The sequence below is a fragment of the Nocardioides sp. genome, assembly GCF_025965415.1.
Classification (GTDB): Bacteria; Actinomycetota; Actinomycetes; order Propionibacteriales; family Nocardioidaceae; genus Nocardioides.
On sequence record NZ_JAOPWY010000077.1, the window covers coordinates 15142 to 31837 of the forward strand.

Annotated in this window: 17 protein-coding genes; 6 read left to right on the forward strand and 11 right to left on the reverse strand. The window is 71.7% G+C overall.

The window, feature by feature from the left end:
- Positions 1–29 precede the first annotated feature (29 nt).
- The 3 genes from JWN97_RS08155 to JWN97_RS08165 all read left to right on the forward strand — a co-directional run bounded on the left by JWN97_RS08155 (position 30) and on the right by JWN97_RS08165 (position 3072).
- A complete protein-coding gene (locus JWN97_RS08155; RefSeq protein ID WP_297621167.1) occupies positions 30–653 on the forward strand; it encodes a helix-turn-helix domain-containing protein in 624 nt (207 codons plus the stop codon).
- Positions 654–752: 99 nt separating this feature from the next.
- Entirely contained in the window at positions 753–2075 is a 1323-nt protein-coding gene (locus JWN97_RS08160) for a cation:proton antiporter (RefSeq protein WP_297621169.1), read from the forward strand.
- A 100-nt stretch (positions 2076–2175) separates the two neighbouring features.
- On the forward strand, positions 2176–3072 hold the full coding sequence (locus JWN97_RS08165) for an NAD(P)H-binding protein (RefSeq protein ID WP_297621170.1): 897 nt from the start codon (positions 2176–2178) through the stop codon (positions 3070–3072).
- A gap of 10 nt (positions 3073–3082) precedes the next feature.
- Here JWN97_RS08165 and JWN97_RS08170 read toward each other — a convergent pair whose 3' ends face one another.
- From JWN97_RS08170 to JWN97_RS08185, 4 genes are all read right to left on the reverse strand, one after another.
- Positions 3083–3772, reverse strand: coding sequence for a CPBP family intramembrane glutamic endopeptidase (locus JWN97_RS08170; protein WP_297621172.1), 690 nt, complete (start codon positions 3770–3772; stop codon positions 3083–3085).
- A 10-nt stretch (positions 3773–3782) separates the two neighbouring features.
- Complete coding sequence (locus JWN97_RS08175; protein ID WP_297621174.1) at positions 3783–4847, reverse strand: LLM class flavin-dependent oxidoreductase; 1065 nt, start codon at positions 4845–4847, stop codon at positions 3783–3785.
- A 216-nt stretch (positions 4848–5063) separates the two neighbouring features.
- On the reverse strand, positions 5064–6557 hold the full coding sequence (locus JWN97_RS08180; RefSeq protein ID WP_297621176.1) for a DEAD/DEAH box helicase: 1494 nt from the start codon (positions 6555–6557) through the stop codon (positions 5064–5066).
- Positions 6558–6769: 212 nt separating this feature from the next.
- Positions 6770–7201 carry an ArsI/CadI family heavy metal resistance metalloenzyme gene (locus JWN97_RS08185; protein WP_297621178.1) on the reverse strand — a complete coding sequence of 144 codons (432 nt, stop codon included), beginning with the start codon at positions 7199–7201 and terminating at the stop codon, positions 6770–6772.
- A gap of 79 nt (positions 7202–7280) precedes the next feature.
- Here JWN97_RS08185 and JWN97_RS08190 point away from each other — a divergent pair, with 79 nt between their 5' ends.
- The 3 genes from JWN97_RS08190 to JWN97_RS08200 are packed head-to-tail and all read left to right on the forward strand — an operon-like array spanning position 7281 to position 8728.
- Positions 7281–7637 (forward strand): metalloregulator ArsR/SmtB family transcription factor, encoded by a 357-nt coding sequence (locus tag JWN97_RS08190; protein WP_363321266.1) that lies wholly within the window; start codon positions 7281–7283, stop codon positions 7635–7637.
- A gap of 4 nt (positions 7638–7641) precedes the next feature.
- Positions 7642–8337 carry an aquaporin gene (locus JWN97_RS08195; RefSeq protein WP_297621180.1) on the forward strand — a complete coding sequence of 232 codons (696 nt, stop codon included), beginning with the start codon at positions 7642–7644 and terminating at the stop codon, positions 8335–8337.
- Complete coding sequence (locus JWN97_RS08200; protein ID WP_297621182.1) at positions 8330–8728, forward strand: arsenate reductase ArsC; 399 nt, start codon at positions 8330–8332, stop codon at positions 8726–8728. Before JWN97_RS08195 ends, JWN97_RS08200 begins: the two co-directional genes overlap by 8 nt.
- Positions 8729–8782: 54 nt before the next feature.
- Here JWN97_RS08200 and JWN97_RS08205 read toward each other — a convergent pair whose 3' ends face one another.
- The 7 genes from JWN97_RS08205 to JWN97_RS08235 form a co-directional block, all read right to left on the reverse strand.
- Entirely contained in the window at positions 8783–9814 is a 1032-nt protein-coding gene (locus JWN97_RS08205; RefSeq protein ID WP_297621184.1) for a LacI family DNA-binding transcriptional regulator, read from the reverse strand.
- Between the two features lie 10 nt (positions 9815–9824).
- Positions 9825–11306 carry a GH1 family beta-glucosidase gene (locus JWN97_RS08210; RefSeq protein ID WP_297621186.1) on the reverse strand — a complete coding sequence of 494 codons (1482 nt, stop codon included), beginning with the start codon at positions 11304–11306 and terminating at the stop codon, positions 9825–9827.
- The gene (locus JWN97_RS08215; protein ID WP_297621188.1) at positions 11303–12121 is read right to left on the reverse strand and encodes a carbohydrate ABC transporter permease; all 819 of its coding nucleotides are present in this window, start codon (positions 12119–12121) and stop codon (positions 11303–11305) included. The genes JWN97_RS08210 and JWN97_RS08215 overlap by 4 nt, the downstream gene beginning before the upstream one ends.
- The gene (locus JWN97_RS08220) at positions 12118–13137 is read right to left on the reverse strand and encodes a sugar ABC transporter permease (protein WP_297621190.1); all 1020 of its coding nucleotides are present in this window, start codon (positions 13135–13137) and stop codon (positions 12118–12120) included. Before JWN97_RS08220 ends, JWN97_RS08215 begins: the two co-directional genes overlap by 4 nt.
- A gap of 36 nt (positions 13138–13173) precedes the next feature.
- Complete coding sequence (locus JWN97_RS08225; RefSeq protein ID WP_297621192.1) at positions 13174–14457, reverse strand: extracellular solute-binding protein; 1284 nt, start codon at positions 14455–14457, stop codon at positions 13174–13176.
- 190 nt (positions 14458–14647) lie between these two features.
- On the reverse strand, positions 14648–16090 hold the full coding sequence (locus JWN97_RS08230; RefSeq protein ID WP_297621194.1) for an NAD(P)/FAD-dependent oxidoreductase: 1443 nt from the start codon (positions 16088–16090) through the stop codon (positions 14648–14650).
- A 52-nt stretch (positions 16091–16142) separates the two neighbouring features.
- Positions 16143–16696 (reverse strand): glutamine amidotransferase (locus tag JWN97_RS08235; RefSeq protein ID WP_297621196.1); only part of this gene is annotated, 554 nt, incomplete at its 5' end.

Genomic DNA, 16696 nt, shown 5'->3' on the forward strand with positions numbered 1-16696 from the left:
CGAACGGCATCCGAGGAGAGGATGGGCCCGTGACGACCGAACCGGAGACCGAGCCGGAGTCCGAGCTGGAGTCCGAGCCGGACACCGAGCTGCTGACCCTGGACGAGCTGACCGAGCGCACCGGGGTGAGCGCGCGCAACGTCCGCTTCTACGCCTCGCGTGGCCTGGTCCCCCCGCCCGTCCGGCGCGGCCGCTCGGGCTACTACGGCCCCGACCACGTCGCGCGGCTGGAGCTGGTGCGCGAGCTGCAGGGGCACGGCTTCACGCTGTCGGCGATCGAGAGGTACGTCGACGCCATCCCCGCGACGGCCACCCCCTCCGACATCGCGCTGCACCTGTCGATGCTGGCGCCGGTGACCGGCGAGCGCGACGTCGACGTGACGGGGGGCCTGTCCGGACTCGGCATCTCTCCGGAGGCCGCCGAGGCCGTCGCCGAGGTGTACGCCGCCCACGGACGGCAGGTCGCCGACGAGCTCTCCGAGATCGTGCGCACCATGGTGTGGCCGCAGTTCCGCGAGCGCGGCGGCACAGCCGAGCAGCTGCGCGAGTTCGTCCACCGCCTCAAGCCGCTGACGATCGCCGGGCTGGTGACCGCCTACGAGCAGGCGATCGACCAGAGCTCGGCGGCGTACGACAACAGGTTGCCGCGCTGACCCTGCCCGTCGGGGTGGTCTCCGCACGACGCGTCAACCGCTGCGCTGAGAGGCTGGGCCCGTGAAGCCCGTCCAGATCCTTCCCGCGCCGCGGCTCCGATGACCGGGCCCGCGGTCTACTTCCTCCTCGGGCTGTCCCTGCTCCTCGCGACCGTGCTGCCGCAGGTCACCCGCCGCATCGCCGTGTCGCCGCCGATGGTGCTGGTCGCCGTCGGCATGCTCATCGGCCTGCTGCCGCTCGCCGAGGAGGTGAGCCTCGACCCGATGGACCACCCCGCCCTCGTCACGCACGGCACCGAGTTCACCGTGCTGGTGTCGCTGATGGGCGTCGGCCTCGCCATCGACCGCACCCTGGACCTGAGGTCGTGGACGTCATGGCGCACCTGGTCGCCGGTGTGGCGCCTGCTCCTGCTGGCCATGCCGCTGACGATCCTGGGCACGGCGCTCCTCGGCTGGTGGGTGGCCGGGCTGACCCCGGCGGTGGCCCTGCTGCTCGGCGCCGTCCTCGCGCCGACCGACCCCGTGCTCGCCTCCGACGTCCAGGTCGGCGAGCCCCTGACCGACGACATCGACGACCCCGCGAAGGAGGACCGGCCGGAGGAGGACGACGACATCCGGTTCTCCCTGACCGCCGAGGCCGGGCTCAACGACGGCCTGGCCTTCCCGTTCGTGCACCTCGCGCTCCTGCTGCTGGCCGGCGGCTTCACCGCGATCGATGCCGGTGCCTGGGTGGGCTGGTACGTCGTCGGCAAGATCGCGCTCGGCATCGTGGTCGGCCTCATCGCCGGCTGGCTGCTCGGCCGACAGGCCTTCCACGCCCGCACCGACACGCTCCGGCTGGCCGACCACGGCGAACCCCTGCTCGCGCTGGCCGCGCTGCTGGCGGCGTACGGCGCCGCGGAGCTGGTCGGCGGCTACGGCTTCCTGGCGGTCTTCGCCTGCGCCATGCGGTTGCGCTCCTCGGCGCGCGGCCACTCCTACCAGCGCGCGATGCACGGGGTGGTCGAGCGCCTCGAGCGGCTGATGACGCTGATGGTCCTGCTGGTCCTCGGCATGGCGATGACGCAGGGCCTGCTGGCCGACCTGGACTGGCGAGGTGTCGTGGTCGCGCTCGCGCTCGTGCTCGTCGTACGTCCCCTGGCCGGGTACGCCGCCCTGGCGGTGCGCTGGCGCGACGAGGACCGCGACGGCGGGCTCGACCGCGGCGAGCGCGTGGCGGTGGCGTTCTTCGGCGTCCGCGGCGTCGGCTCGCTGTTCTACCTCGGCTACGCCGCCAGCCACGAGCACCTGCCCGAGGAGCCGTGGCTGTGGTCGACGGTCGCCTTCACCGTCGTCGTCTCGGTGCTGCTGCACGGCGCCACGGCGACGCCCGCGATGTCGCGCCTCGACGCGCGCCGGAAGGCCCCCTCCTCGCAAGGATGAGGTGGGCGCTCTGGTCCTGCTGACAGAGTGAGGGCATGAGCACCCCACGACGTTCCTCTCCTCCGCTGCGCTCCCCCGAACAACGTCGCAGGGACCCCGCATGAGCACCGTTCTCGTCACCGGCGCCACCGGCTTCATCGGTCGTCGCCTGGTCCCCGCCCTCCTCGAGGCCGGCCACGACGTCCGCGCCATGACCCGACGTCCCGACGACTACGACGGTCCGGGTGAGGCGGTCGGGGCCGACGTCTCCGACCCCGACTCGCTGAAGCCCGCGCTCGAGGGCGTCGACGTCGCGATCTACCTGGTCCACTCCCTCGACGACCCCGACTTCGAGCGCAAGGACGCCGACGCCGCGCGCAACTTCAGCGCCGCGGCCGCCGCGGCCGGCGTGCGCCAGATCGTCTACATGGGCGGCCTCGGCGACGACGGCCACGACCTCTCGGCCCACCTGCGCTCGCGGCGCGAGGTCGAGGGACTGCTGGGCACCGACGGGGTGCCTGTGACGGTGCTGCGGGCCGCGATCGTCGTCGGTCACGGCGGCATCTCCTGGGAGCTCACCCGCCAGCTGGTCAAGAACCTGCCCGCGATGGTGGTGCCCAGGTGGGTCGGCACCCGCACGCAACCGATCGCCATCGACGACGTCGTGCGCTACCTCGCCGGCGTCGTCGACCAGGACGAGGCGCTCGGCCGGGTCTTCGAGATCGGCGGCCCGGAGCAGCTGACCTACCGCGAGATGCTGCAGCGCGTCGCCATGGCCATGAACGGCCACTCGATCCCGATCGTCGTCGTCCCGCTGCTCACACCGGGCCTGTCGTCGCGCTGGCTCGCACTGGTCACCGACGTCGACGTGACCACGGGACGCAACCTCATCGACTCGATGTCGACCGAGGTCGTCGTCAAGGACACCTCGATCCGCGAGGTCGTGCCCGGCGAGCCGCTCACCTACGGCGAGGCCGTGCGACGCGCGCTCGACGAGCGGGCGGCCTCGGGAGCCTGAGCGGGTCTGCTCAGGAGAACAGCAGCGGCAGCAGGAAGAGCATCGACAGCGACCAGGTGATGTGGGTCAGGATCGGCGCCAGCACACCGCCGCTCGCGCGTCGCTCCAGGCCGCAGACCGCGCCGAGCAGGATGGCGGCGAAGCCGAGCATCACGTTGCCCGTGGCGAGCGTGGCGACGACGTACGCCAGGGTCGTCCAGGCGACGGGGTGCCTGGGGATCGCGGCATACATCGCGCCACGGAAGAAGAGCTCCTCGGCGATGCCGTTGCAGAACGTGATGACCGCCAGCAGCGTCAGCGAGCCCTGGTCGGCGTACTCCAGGACCGAGCTGACGTAGGCCGCGAGCGGATCGATCTCGCGGACGACCAGCGACCCGAGGACGAAGACCCCGACGAGCAGCAGACCGAGCATGATCGGCGCGAGGATCGGACGGACGAGGACCTCGCTCCCGCGCGCCATCCGGCCGAGGTGCAACCGGCCCGACAAGAACGCACCGGCCGCCCAGACGCCCGCCAGCACGATCGCCGCGACGTAGAACGTGTTGCCGCCCGGCTCGAGGCGCAGCGACCACCCGAGCACGCCGGCACCCACCAGCACGACCACGGCCGCGACCAGCTGCCGGCGCCGGAAGGCCGTGTCGCTGTCGCGCTGGTTGCGCGGGACCACGTCCCACAACGACCTCTGGATGAAGGTGCGCATGCAGCTGAGCCTAGGAGGCGGCCATGAGCTCGCGGACTCGCGGGATGACTTCCTCGCCGTAGAGACGGATCGACTCGAGCCTCTGCTCGTGCGGAAGTGCGCCGACGGAGTACTTCATCTGGAAGCGCGAGAGGCCCAGCGTGCGCGCCGCCCAGGCGATCTTCTGGGCCACCGTCTCGGGCGACCCGACGAAGAGCGCTCCCTGGGGGCCGGCGGACTGCTCGAAGGCGATCCGGCTGTAGGGCCCCCACCCGCGCTCGCGCCCGAGGCGGGTCACCAGCTCGGCCTGGTGCGGGTAGAGCTGCTCGCGCGCCTCGTCGTCGGTCGCGGCGACGTGGCCGGGAGAGTGCATGCCGATCGGGAGCTCCGGGAGCTCGAGCTGGCCGAGCGCGTCGCGGTAGAGGTCGGCGAGCTGGACGAACGCCGCCGGCGAGCCGCCGATGACGGCGAGCATCAGCGGCATGCCGTAGCGCGCGGCACGGACGACGGACTGGGGCGTGCCGCCGACGCCGATCCACGCGGGGACCTTGCCGGCGGCCGTGGTCGGGTAGACCTGCTGGTCCACGAGCGGCGGGCGGATGCTCCCCTCCCACGTCACCGGCTGCTCGTGCTGCAGCGCGGCGAAGAGGTCGAGCTTCTCCGCGAAGAGTCGGTCGTAGTCGCCGAGGTCCAGGCCGAAGAGCCCGAACGACTCGATGAAGGACCCGCGACCGAGCTGCACCTCCGCCCGCCCGCCCGAGACGGCGTCGAGGGTCGCAAAACGCTGGTAGACCCGGATCGGGTCGTCGGAGGAGAGCACCGTGACGCCGGTGCCGAGCCGGATCCGCCCGGTCTGGCCGGCGATCGCGGCGAGCACGACGTCGGGCGCGGAGATGGCGTAGTCGGGGCGGTGGTGCTCGCCCAGGCCGATGTAGTCGACGCCGACGCGGTCGGCCAGCACCGCCTCGGCGACGACCTCGCGCAGGGTCTCGGCGTGGTTGCCGGGGGCGCCGTCGAGGGGCGCGTCCCCGAAGGTGTCCAGGCCGAGCGTGGGGCGCTCGCGGGTGCCGAGCACCGCGTGGTCGAAGTCAGGCATGACGGCTCCTCCGTGTAGTTGAAGGGTGAACGAATGCCCGGCGCCGGGCATTCCGCCAGTCCTTTCCGCGCGCTTCCCGATCGTTGCAGCGGGCGGGAACCTCGCGAACCACCGGGTGGCCGGTGGTTGCGACGGGGACGGACGCCGCACCCCGGGAACGACCTTGCCCCTGAGTCTCCAGGAGACTCAAGGGCAAGGAACGACTGGGGCGAGGGGTCAGCGACCGCGGCTGAACGACGACGCGCTGTGCGCGCGGCCGCCGGCCGAGGTGCCGGCGGACTGGCCGCCGCCACTGCGACGACGGTTGCCGCCGCCTTGACCGCCGCCCTGACCGCCGCCCTGGCCGCCGCCGGAGCGACGACGCTGGCCGCCACCGGTGGAGGAGCCGCTGCCGGGGCTCTCGCTGGTGTAGCTGGTCGGGTTGCCCCGACGCGACTGGCCGTTGGTCTGGCCGGTCTTGCGGGCCCGCTTGCGCTGGGCGTTGCCACCCGTCGAGCGGCCGCCACCGGTGGAGACCGGGACGTCGACGACGAGACCGCCGGGGACGAGTGTCCGCTCACCCGGTGCGAGCTGGGCGAGCATCGGGTGGCCGGGGCCGTTGACCTTGGTGGTGGTCGGCTTGATGCCGGCCAGACGCGTCAGGTCGCGCACGTCGCGCTGCTGCTCGTCGGTCATGAGGGTGATGACGGTGCCCTCGGCACCGGCGCGCGCCGTACGGCCCGAGCGGTGCAGGTAGGCCTTGTGCTCGACCGGCGGGTCGGCGTGGACGACGAGCGCGACGTCGTCGACGTGGATGCCGCGGGCGGCGATGTCGGTGGCGACGAGCGTGCTCGCCTCGCCGGCGTGGAACGCCGCCATGTTGCGGGTGCGGGCGTTCTGGGAGAGGTTGCCGTGCAGCTCGACGGTCGGGACGCCCGACTTGTTGAGCTGGCGGGTCAGCGCCTTGGCGCCGTGCTTGGTGCGCGTGAAGACCACCGTGCGGCCGGGGGCGCTGGTCAGGTCGACCAGCACCGGCACCCGCTGCTCACGGCTGAGGTGCAGCACGTGGTGGTGCATCGTGCCGACCGGCGACTGCGCCGAGTCGGCCTCGTGGGTGGCCGGGTTGGTGAGGAAGCGCTTGACCAGGACGTCGATCGCCTTGTCCAGCGTGGCCGAGAACAGCATGCGCTGGCCGTTGCGGGGCGTCTTGTCCATGATCCGGCGCACGCCGGGGAGGAAGCCGAGGTCGGCCATGTGGTCGGCCTCGTCGAGGATGGTGATCTCGACGGCGGAGAGGTCGGCGTAGCCCTGGCCCATGAGGTCCTCGAGGCGGCCGGGGCAGGCGATGACGATGTCGACGCCCTTCTTGAGCGCGGTGGTCTGCGGGCCCTGGCCCACGCCGCCGTAGATGACGACGGTCGAGAGGCCGGCGGCCTTGGCCAGCGGTGCGAGCGAGGCGTGGATCTGGCCGACGAGCTCACGCGTAGGGGCCATGATCAGCGCGCGCGGCTTGCGCGGCATGGCCGGCAGCTTGCTCGCGTCGAGGCGGGCGACCAGCGGGAGCAGGAAGGCGTACGTCTTGCCCGAGCCGGTCTTGCCGCGACCCAGGACGTCGCGGCCGGCGAAGCTGTCGGGCAGCGTCGCGGCCTGGATGGGCGTGGGGGTGGTGATGCCCTGCTGCGCCAGGATCTGCGCGAGCGAAGAGGGCACGCCGAGTTCGGCGAAGTTCATGTGAGTTGCTTTCGGTTGGCGTCTCGCCACCGTGAGCCGCATATGTGCGCGGCGTACGTGCCTCAGGAACGAGGAAGGGTGTCGCGATCAAGCGACGACCTGCGCCCGGGGCAAGACCGGCCGGGCGTCTGTGGACCCAACATTAGCGGGACTGGTGGTGTTCCCGTGAATCCCGTGCCATGTGAGTCGGGCCTCAGGCGCAGGTCGTCGCGTCAGGCGCAGCAGACCTGGTCGGCACCGACGCCGCTCGTCGCGGTGTCGTCGGCGGGCGCCGCGGTCAGGTCGTCGGTGATCGTGTAGATCTCCCAGCGCTCGCCGTCCGGGGTGCCCTGCACCCAGAACTTGTCCTGCTTGGCGTAGCAGCAGGTGGTGTCGCGCTCCTCGGTCGTGGCGAAGCCGGCGGCGGCGAGCCGGCTGAGCTCGGAGTCGACGACGTCGACGTCCTCCACCTCCACGCCGAGGTGGTTGATGCTGCCGCCGTGGCCGGCGTTCTCGATGAGGACCAGCTTGAGTGGCGGCTGGGCGACCGCGAAGTTGGCGTAGCCGGGGCGGACCTTGTGCGGCTCCGTGCCGAAGAGGGTCGAGTAGAAGGCGATCGACGTCTCGAGGTCGTCGACGTTGAGGGCGAGCTGCAGGCGGGACATGGTGGGTTCCTTCCATGGACATTGATGATTGTCGATGTCCACCATTGCCCCAGACATCGACATCTGTCAATATTGATCTGTGTCGAAGTCCCAGCTCAGCCTGACCCCGGTCGAGACGGCCGCGTGCTGCTCGCCGCTGATGCGCGAGCCGCTCTCGGCCGAGCAGGCCGAGCGGCTGGCTCCGCTGCTGAAGGCGCTCGCCGACCCGGTGCGGCTGCGCCTGGTGTCGATCGTCGCCGCCAGCGAGGGCGGCGAGGCCTGCGTCTGCGACCTCAACGACGCCTTCGACCTCTCCCAGCCCACCATCAGCCACCACCTCAAGGTGCTGCACGACGCCGGCCTGCTCGACCGCAGCAAGCGCGGCGTCTGGGTCTACTACGCCGTACGCCGCGAGGTGCTCTCCGACATCGCCGCCCTCATCGGCGGGAGCGCGTGAGCGCGTGAGCGCGACGGTGGCCCCGAGCCTCGTGGCGCGCGCCACCGCCGAGCTGGTCGGCACGGCGCTGCTGGTGGCGACCGTGGTCGGGTCCGGCGTGATGGCCACGCGCCTCACCGATGACGTCGCCCTGCAGCTGCTCGCCAACAGCCTGGCCACCGGCGCCGCCCTCGTGGCTCTGATCGTGTCGCTCCAGCCGGTGTCCGCGGCCTTCAACCCGGTCGTGACCCTGGTCGAGGTCGCCTTGCGAGTGCTCCCGGCGCGGGTCGCGGCCCACCTCGTCGTCGCGCAGGTGGTCGGCGGCGCCCTGGGGGCGGTGCTCGCCAACGTGATGTTCGAGCTCGACCCGGTCACCCTCTCGACGCACGACCGCACCGGCACCGGTCTCTGGGTCGGCGAGGTCGTCGCCACGCTCGGCCTGGTCCTCGTGATCTTCGGTTGCGTCCGCGCCGCCCGCACGGACGCGATCGCCTGGGCGGTCGCCGGCTGGATCGTGGCGGCGTACTGGTTCACCTCGTCCACCAGCTTCGCCAACCCGGCGGTGACGATCGCCCGCACGCTGTCCGACTCCTTCGCCGGCATCAGCCCGGCATCGGTGCCGATGTTCGTCCTCATGCAGCTCGTCGGCGGCGGGATCGCCCTCGGCGTCCTGCGACTGCTGCACCCCACCCCCTCTCCCCCGGAGGCCATCGATGGCTGAGTCGCCCACCGTCCTCTTCGTCTGCGTGCACAACGCGGGCCGCTCGCAGATGGCCGCCGGCTGGCTGCGCCACCTCGCGGGCGACCGCATCGAGGTGCTCTCGGCGGGCTCGGCCCCGGCCGACTCGGTCAACCCCGCCGCCGTCGCGGCGATGGCCGAGGTCGGCATCGACATCGCCGGCCAGCAGCCCAAGCTGCTCAGCGACTCGGCCGTGCAGCAGTCCGACGTGGTAATCACGATGGGCTGCGGCGACGCCTGCCCGTTCTACTCCGGCACGCGCTACGAGGACTGGCAGCTCGACGACCCGGCCGGTCAGGGCATCGAGGCGGTGCGCCCGATCCGCGACGAGATCAAGCGGCGCGTCGAGGACCTGATCGCCTCGCTCGCCTGAGCCCGCGCCGACGTCGGCGATCGCGCAGCCCGAGGAACGAGGGCGTGTCGAGATTCAGGCGCTGGCCCGCCGCACCAGGGTGGGCGGGATGATCACCCGCACCGGACGGCTGCCGTCGGTCCCGTCGACGCGCTCGAGCAGCAACCGGGTGGCCCGCTCGGCCATCTCCTCCACCGGCTGCCGCACCGTCGTCAGCGGCGGGGTGGTGCGCTCGGCGACGCCCAGGTCGTCGTAGCCGACGACCGCGATGTCCTCGGGCACCCGGCGGCCCAGCTCGGCCAGGACGCGCAGCGCGCCGGCGGCCATCAGGTCGGAGGCGACGACGAGACCGTCGAGGTCGCGATGGCGCTCCATGAGGGCCCGCGCGGCGATCTCGCCGCTCGCCTCGGTGAAGTCGCCGTGCTCGACGGCCCCGGTGGGCAGGCCGGCCTCCGCCATCGCCTGCCGCCAGCCGGCCAGGCGGTCGGCGGCCGCGGTCATGTCGGCGGGCCCGGCGATCGTGCCGATGCGGGTGCAGCCACGGGCCACGAGGACCTCGGTGGCCTCGCGCTCGCCAGCGGTGTTGTCGACGTCGACGTAGGCGACGCGGTCGTGGCCGGTCCACGGCCGCCCGCCGAAGACGCACGGCAGGCCGAGGTCGGCGAGGTGCTCGGCCAGTCGGTCGTCGCGGTGGTGGGAGACGACGAGGGCGCCGTCGACGTGCCGGTTGGTGAGGTAGCGCAGCGTGCGGGCGGTCGAGGCACCCGGCCTGGCGAGCAGCAGCACGAGCTGGATGTCGCTCTCCGCGAGGACGCGCGTGACGCCGCGCAGGGTGCCGGCGAAGAAGGGGTCGGAGAACACGCGGTCGTCGGGCTCGGGCACGACCACCGCGATCGAGTCCGTACGACGGGTGACCAGGCTGCGGGCCGCCGGGTTGGGGACGTAGCCCAGCGAGCGCACGGCGGTGTCGACCGCCGACTGGGCGCGCGCACTGACCCGCTGGCCCCCGTTGATGGCGCGGGAGGCCGTGGCCCGGGACACGCCGGCCACGCGAGCCACCTCGTCGAGGGTCGGCGAACCCGAGCCGGTGGTCCGCGGTGTCGTCACCCGCGCCACGCTAGCGGCCGGTCGGGTCGGGCGAGGGCAGGATCCCGGTGCGCGCCAGGTCGGCGTACCACCGGGCACTGCTCTTGGGGATCCGCTCCTGGGTGGCGTAGTCGACGTAGACGAGGCCGAACCGCTTGGCGTAGCCGAAGGCCCACTCGAAGTTGTCCATAAAGGACCACTGGAAGAAGCCCCGCACGTCCACGCCCTCCTCGATCGCGCGGTGCACGGCGCGGAGGTAGGCGTCGAGGAAGGCGATCCGGTCCGGGTCGTGCACGTCGCCGCGCTCGTCGGGCCGGTCGGCGAAGGCCGCGCCGGTCTCGGTGAGGTAGATCGGGAGGCGGGGGTAGTCGTCGTGCAGCCGGCGCAGCAGGCGGTGGAGCCCGCCGGGCTGGATCTCCCAGCCCATGTCGGTGACGGGCAGCCCGCGGCTCGGGAAGGTGACGTGCTCCGAGCCCACGAACGGCGAGAGCGCGACCCGCTCGGGCTGGTCGCTGCCGATGCCGACGACGTCGGTGCGCGGGTGACCCGAGACCTCGTTGCCGTGGTAGTAGTTCACGCCCAGGACGTCGATCGGCGCGGCGATCGTCGCCAGGTCGCCGTCGCGCACGACGTCGGTCCAGGGCGCGCCCTGCCAGGTCAGGTGGGCGGTGTCGTCGAGCAGGTCGGCGGGGTAGGAGCCGCGGAGGACCGGGTCGAGGAAGAGCCGGTTGTGCAGCGCGTCGATGCGCCGGGCGGCGTCGACGTCGACCGGGTCCGACTGGTCGCTGGGGTCAGGCACGGTGAGGTTGAGGCTCAGGCCCAACCGGTCGGCGCCGCGGCTGCGCAGCTCCTCGGTCGCCAGGCCGTGGGCGAGCAGCAGGTGGTGGGCGGCGACCAGGCCGGCCGCCCCCTCCTGCCTGCCGGGGGCGTGGTGGCCGGCCGCATAGCCGAGCAGCGAGGAGCAGAAGGGCTCGTTGAGCGTCGTCCACGTCGGCACCCGGTCGCCCAGCACGTCGTGCACGGCGGTGGCGTGGTCGACGAAGCGGAAGGCGGTGTCGCGGTTGGTCCATCCGCCGGCGTCCTCGAGGACCTGCGGCAGGTCCCAGTGGTAGAGCGTCAGCCACGGGGCGATGTCGCGGGCGAGCAGCTCGTCGACGAGCCGGTCGTAGAACGCCAGCCCGGCCGGGTTGACCGGGCCGGCGTCCGGGCGCACCCGCGGCCACGCCACCGAGAAGCGGTACGACGTGGCGCCGAGATCGGCGAGGAGGTCCACGTCGGCCGGCATCCGGTGGTAGTGGTCGCAGGCGACCTCGCCGGTGTCCCCGGCCAGCACGGCGCCGGGGACCCGGGAGAAGGTGTCCCAGATGGAGGGCGTACGTCCGTCCTCCGCGACGGCTCCCTCGATCTGGTAGGACGCGGTGGCCATGCCCCACACGAAGCCGGCGGAGAAGCGGGCCTCGCCGCTCCGCTCGGGCTCGGTCCGGGGCGAGAGGTTCGTGCGCTGGATGGTCATCCCTTGACGGCTCCTTGCATGATCCCGGCCACGAGCTGGCGGCCGGCGACGACGAACAGGACGAGGAGCGGGATGGTGGCCAGGGTGGTCCCGGCGAGGACCATGCTGAAGTCCTTGAAGTACCCGCTCTGGAGCTGGTTGAGCGCCACCTGGATGGTGGGGTTGTCCGGCGGCAGGGCGATCAGCGGCCAGAAGAAGTCGGTCCACACCTGCATGAAGGTGAAGAGCCACAGGATCGCCGCGGCAGGGCGCGCCGCCGGGACGGCGACGGTCCAGAAGGTGCGGATCTGCGAGCAGCCGTCCATCCGCGCCGCTTCGATCAGCTCGTCCGGCACGGCGTCGACGAGGTACTGGCGCATGAAGAAGACCCCGAACGCGGTGACCAGCCAGGGGATGACCACCGACCAGATGCTGCCCGCCCAGCCCAGGTTGGACATCAGGATGAACAGCGGGACCACGCCGAGCTGGGTGGGGACCGCCATCGTCGCGATGACGACCACCATCAGCGGCCCGTTGCCCCGGAAGCGCAGCTTGGCGAAGGCGTAGCCCGCCAGGGTGCAGAAGAAGACCACCGAGCACGCGGTGATGGTCGACACCATCAGGCTGTTGACCAGCGCCTTCCAGAAGGGGATGGAGTCGAGCGCGCGTTGGGCGTTGTCGAGGAAGTGGCCGCCCGGGATGAGCGGCGGAATGCCCTGCGCCGCCACCTCCTTGGTCTGGGAGCCCAGCAGGAAGGACCAGTAGAGCGGGGCGGCCGAGCCGAGCGTGAACGCGATCAGCAGGCCGTAGACGAGGAACCCGGACCGGCGGCTCATCGCCTCCCTCCGATGCCGCCGACGCGACGGATGAGCAGGAAGTTGACGACCGCGAAGACGCAGATCACGACGAACAGCAGCCAGGCGGTGGCCGACGCGCGCCCGAGGTCTCGCAGCTGCCAGCCGAAGTCGTAGATCAGCATCGTGATGGTGCCGAACTGGCGGTCGCTGCCACCGTTGCGGGCCGTGGTGTCGTCGAAGAGGCGGGGCTCGGCGAAGATCTGCAGCCCGCCGATCGTCGACGTGATGATGATGAAGATCATCGTGGGTCGGATCATCGGCACCGTGATCGAGCGGAACTGGCGTACGCGCCCCGCCCCGTCGAGCGCCGCCGACTCGTAGAGGTCACGCGGCACCGCCTGCATGGCCGCGAGGAAGATCAGCGCGTTGTAGCCGGTCCAGCGCCAGTTGACCATCGTGGCGATCGCGACGTGGCTCGCGAACCGGTTGGTGTGCCACGCGACGGGGTCGACACCCACCATGCCCAGGACCTCGTTGACGAGACCGTAGCGGTCGCCGTAGAGGCTGCCGAAGATGATCGCGACCGCCACCGGGGAGACCACGAACGGCAGCAGGATGCTCATCCGCCACGTCGTACGGGCGCGCAGCTGGTTGTCGAGCAGCCCGGCGAGCCCGAGGGCGATGAGGACCTGGGGGATCGAGGAGACGAGGAAGATGCTGATCGTGTTGACCAGCTGCTTGGTGAAGTAGGGGTTGTCGAGGACCTCGCGGTAGTTGTCGAGGCCGACGAACTCCCCCTTGCCGCCCAGCAGGCTCCAGTCGTGGACCGACACCCAGGCGGTGTAGCCCAGGGGGAACATGCCGACGACGAGGAACAGGACGAAGAACGGGGCGATGTAGAGGTACGGCGAGAGCGTGACGTCGAGGCGGTGGAGGCGCTGGCGCCACGGCGACGGCTCTCGTGGTCGCTGCGGCCCGCGACTCCTCGCGTCGGCCGGCCGGGGTGACGACACCTGCTTGGTGTCGCCACCCCGGGTGGGGAGGTGGGTGCTCACGTCTCGCCGTTCCGTCGTGGTGGGGAGAGGGACCGGTCAGCCCAGTGCGTCGACGTCGGTCATGAACTGGTCCCAGGACTCGTCGGGGTCCTGCGAACCGTCGTCGACCCGGAGGATCGCCGCCTGGAACGCCGCCAGGATGTCGGAGTACTTCGGGCCCTTGAACGGCTGCACCGTGATGGCCGCCGCGCGCTCGGCGGTGATCTCGCCGATGGGTGCGTCGTTGAAGAACGGGTTCACCGCCTGGTTGACCTCGGGGGAGTCCTGGGCCTCGACCTGGCTGGGGAAGGCCCCCACGGCGGCGAAGGCCTTGGCCTGCTGCTCGGGGGCGGTCAGCCAGGCGGCGACCTCCTTGGCCTCGTCGATGTGGTCACCCTGGGCGGGGACCGTCAGGAACGAGCCTCCCCAGTTGCCGCCGCCGCCGGGGAAGACGTTGGCGATGTCCCACCCGTCGACGCCCTCGGAGTTGCCCTCGACGATGCCCATCATCCAGCCCGGGCAGGCCATCGTGGCGAAGCCGTCGTCCTGGAACTGGGCGGTCCAGTCGTCGCTCCACTGGGGGATCTTCGAGGACAGGCCGCGCTCCACGTTGTCGGTGACCGTGGCGTAGACGGCCTCGAGCTCGGGGTTGTCGACGTCCACGGTCTCGTCGTCGGTCTCGAAGGGGTTGGCGACCTGGTTGAGCATCGCCTGCGCGAGACCCCCGGAGGAGTCGTACCAGGCCGTGCCCGGCACCGCCTTGACGAACCTGTCGCCGGTGGCGAAGTAGTCGTCCCACGTGCCCATCAGGGCCGCGACCTCGTCACGGTCGGTCGGGAGACCGGCCTTCGCGAAGAGGTCCGCGCGGTAGCAGATGCCCTCGGGCCCGACATCGGTGCCGTAGCCGATCATCTGGCCGTCGGCGTTGGTGCCGGCAGCGGCCTTCCAGTCCAGCCAGCGACCGTCGAGCTCGGGGTCGGTGAGGTCGACGAAGGCGTCGCTCTCGGCCATGATCGCGGGCATCGCGTCGCCCTCGATCGCCTCGATGTCGGAGAGGCCCGAGCCGGCCGCAAGCTTGGTGTAGAGGTTGGCCTTGGCGTCGTCCCAGGTGCCGACCTTGACCTGCTTGATCTTGATGTCGTCGTTGGCTGCGTTCCACTCGTCGATGAGGTCCTCGTAGCCGAACTCGTTGAACGTCGCGACGGTGATCGTGGTCGTCCCGTCCGCGCTAGAGCCGTCCGAGTCGTCGCCGCCGCCGCACGCGGCCGCGGTCGTCATGAGGGCGAGCGCCATGACTGCGCTCGAGGCGAGCCTGGCTCGCCCGGTGTTCGGTGTCTGCACCACTGCACTCCTGCCGTCCTGAAGCGCCAGGCACCTTGCCCGGCCGGGAGATGGACGTGAGCGGTGTGAGAGCGCTTCCACTTTCGTCCGGCTCTCACTATGACCGGCGTCACACAACAGTGTCAATGGGCGCTCGCGCTTCACGCCTGTGGAAGTGGGAGCGCTTCCATCCGGTGCACCTGCTGCGCCCCTACGACCAGCGCAGCACGCCGTCGTCCAGCCTGGCGCGGCGCAGCGCGCGGGCGTCGTACAGGTAGTTCTGCCTCAGCGCCCACGGCGCCACCGTGCCCTGCCGCGGGAGCGTGTGCACCCCGCGACGGACGTAGCCCGCGTCGAAGTCCATCAGCGGCACGGCCTCCACCGACGCGTCGCGCACCGGCACGACCGACCGCCGGCCGGTGCGCCGCCGGTGGGCCAGCAGCCGGACGACGTACTCCGCGACGAGGTCGGCCTTGAGCGTCCAGGACGCGTTGGTGTAGCCGATGGTGAAGGCGAAGTTGGGCACCCCCGACAGCATCATCGCGCGGTAGGCCATCGCCTCGTGCGGCTCCACCACCTCGCCGTCGACCAGCAGCCGGGCACCGCCGAAGACCTTCAGGTTGAGACCCGTCGCGGTCACCACGATGTCGGCGTCGAGCCGCTCCCCCGACTCGAGCTCGAGGCCGGTCTCGGTGAAGGTGCGGATCCGGTCGGTGACCACGGAGGCCTTGCCGTGCCGGATGGCACTGAAGAGGTCGCCGTCGGGCACCAGGCACATCCGCTGGTCCCACGGGTCGTAGGTCGGCTTGAAGTGGGTGTCCACCGCATAGCCGGGAGGGAGCATCGCGACGTTGGCCTTGCGGACCACCCGGCGCACCAGGGCCGGCCGCCGACGGCTGAGCCGGTAGAACGCGGACTGGAGCGCGATGTTCTTCCAGCGCGTCACGGAGTACGACCGACGCTCCCCCACGAGCGCGGTGAGCCGGCGCTTCACGGCGTCCTTGCCCGCGACCGGGAGGACGTACGTCGGTGAGCGCTGCAGCATCGTCACGTGGTCCGCGCCGCCCGCGGCCAGCGCCGGGACCAGCGTCACGGCCGTCGCGCCGGAGCCGATGACGACGACGCGCTTGCCGGCGTGGTCGAGGTCGTCGGGCCAGTGCTGCGGGTGGACGAGCCGCCCGCCGAAGCGCTCCTGGCCCTCGAAGTGCGGCGTGAAGCCCTCGTCGTAGTCGTAGTAGCCGCTGCACGCCCAGAGGAAGTCGGCCGTCGTCTCGCGGGTCTCCCCGTCGACCTCGGAGGTCACGGTCCAGCGGGCGGTCACGGAGTCCCAGGCGGCCGTGGTGACGTGGTGGCCGTAGCGGATGTGCCGGTCCACGCCGTACTCGCGGGCGGTGTCGCGCAGGTAGTCGAGGATCGAGGCGCCGTCGGCGAGGGCGGTGTCGCCGCGCCAGGGGCGGAAGCGGTAGCCGAGGGTGTGCATGTCGGAGTCCGAGCGCACTCCGGGGTAGCGGAAGAGGTCCCACGTGCCGCCGCTCGCGTCGCGGCGCTCCAGCACGGCGTACGACGTCGCAGGCAGGTCCTTGGCGAGGTGGGCGGCCGCCCCGATCCCGGAGAGCCCCGCCCCGATGATCAGCACCTCGACGTGGTCGGTCACGCCGTCCAGCGTAGGCGACCCGCTGCCGGATGTAACTATGAGTTACACCGCATCACCGAGCGTGCAGCTCCACGAAGCGCGCCAGCAGCCGGACCGGCTCGGTGACCAGCGCCTCGCGCGCAGCCGCCTTGAGCGACTCGCGCTCGTGGGGCTCGTAGTAGCCGTGCGAGCCGTAGGCGTCGATGCGGTCGCAGAGGGCCACGACGTCGAGCTCGGGGTGGAACTGGGTGGCGTAGACGTTGCGGCCCAGGCGGAACGCCTGCACGGGGCACGTCGCCGACGAGGCCAGGAGGGTGGCGCCGTCCGGCAGCCGGGACACCGCCTCCTGGTGGCCGAGCAGGGCCGTGAACCTCGCCGGCAGCCCGGCGAGGAGATGGTCGGCCCGGCCGGCCTCGGTCAGCTCGATGGCCATCGGGCCGATCGGCTCGGCGTGGGTGCGGTCGACCACGCCGCCGGCCAGCGTGCCGAAGGTGCCGACGCCGTAGCACGCGCCGAGCGTCGGGAAGTCCGCCTCGACCACCTGGCGCGCCAGCGACCGCAGCCGCGCCTCGCCCCGTCGCTGCGGCTCGCCCTTTTCCTCCTCGGGGTCGCTCACGTTCCAGGGGC

Excerpts from the sequence above, each read along its gene's own strand:
- JWN97_RS08160 (WP_297621169.1), top strand. The coding sequence starts at position 753 with ATGACCGGGCCCGCGGTCTACTTCCTCCTCGGGCTGTCCCTGCTCCTC.
- JWN97_RS08165 (WP_297621170.1), top strand. The coding sequence starts at position 2,176 with ATGAGCACCGTTCTCGTCACCGGCGCCACCGGCTTCATCGGTCGTCGC.
- JWN97_RS08170 (WP_297621172.1), bottom strand. The coding sequence starts at position 3,772 with ATGCGCACCTTCATCCAGAGGTCGTTGTGGGACGTGGTCCCGCGCAAC.
- JWN97_RS08175 (WP_297621174.1), bottom strand. The coding sequence starts at position 4,847 with ATGCCTGACTTCGACCACGCGGTGCTCGGCACCCGCGAGCGCCCCACG.
- JWN97_RS08180 (WP_297621176.1), bottom strand. The coding sequence starts at position 6,557 with ATGAACTTCGCCGAACTCGGCGTGCCCTCTTCGCTCGCGCAGATCCTG.
- JWN97_RS08185 (WP_297621178.1), bottom strand. The coding sequence starts at position 7,201 with ATGTCCCGCCTGCAGCTCGCCCTCAACGTCGACGACCTCGAGACGTCG.
- JWN97_RS08200 (WP_297621182.1), top strand. The coding sequence starts at position 8,330 with ATGGCTGAGTCGCCCACCGTCCTCTTCGTCTGCGTGCACAACGCGGGC.
- JWN97_RS08210 (WP_297621186.1), bottom strand. The coding sequence starts at position 11,306 with ATGACCATCCAGCGCACGAACCTCTCGCCCCGGACCGAGCCCGAGCGG.
- JWN97_RS08215 (WP_297621188.1), bottom strand. The coding sequence starts at position 12,121 with ATGAGCCGCCGGTCCGGGTTCCTCGTCTACGGCCTGCTGATCGCGTTC.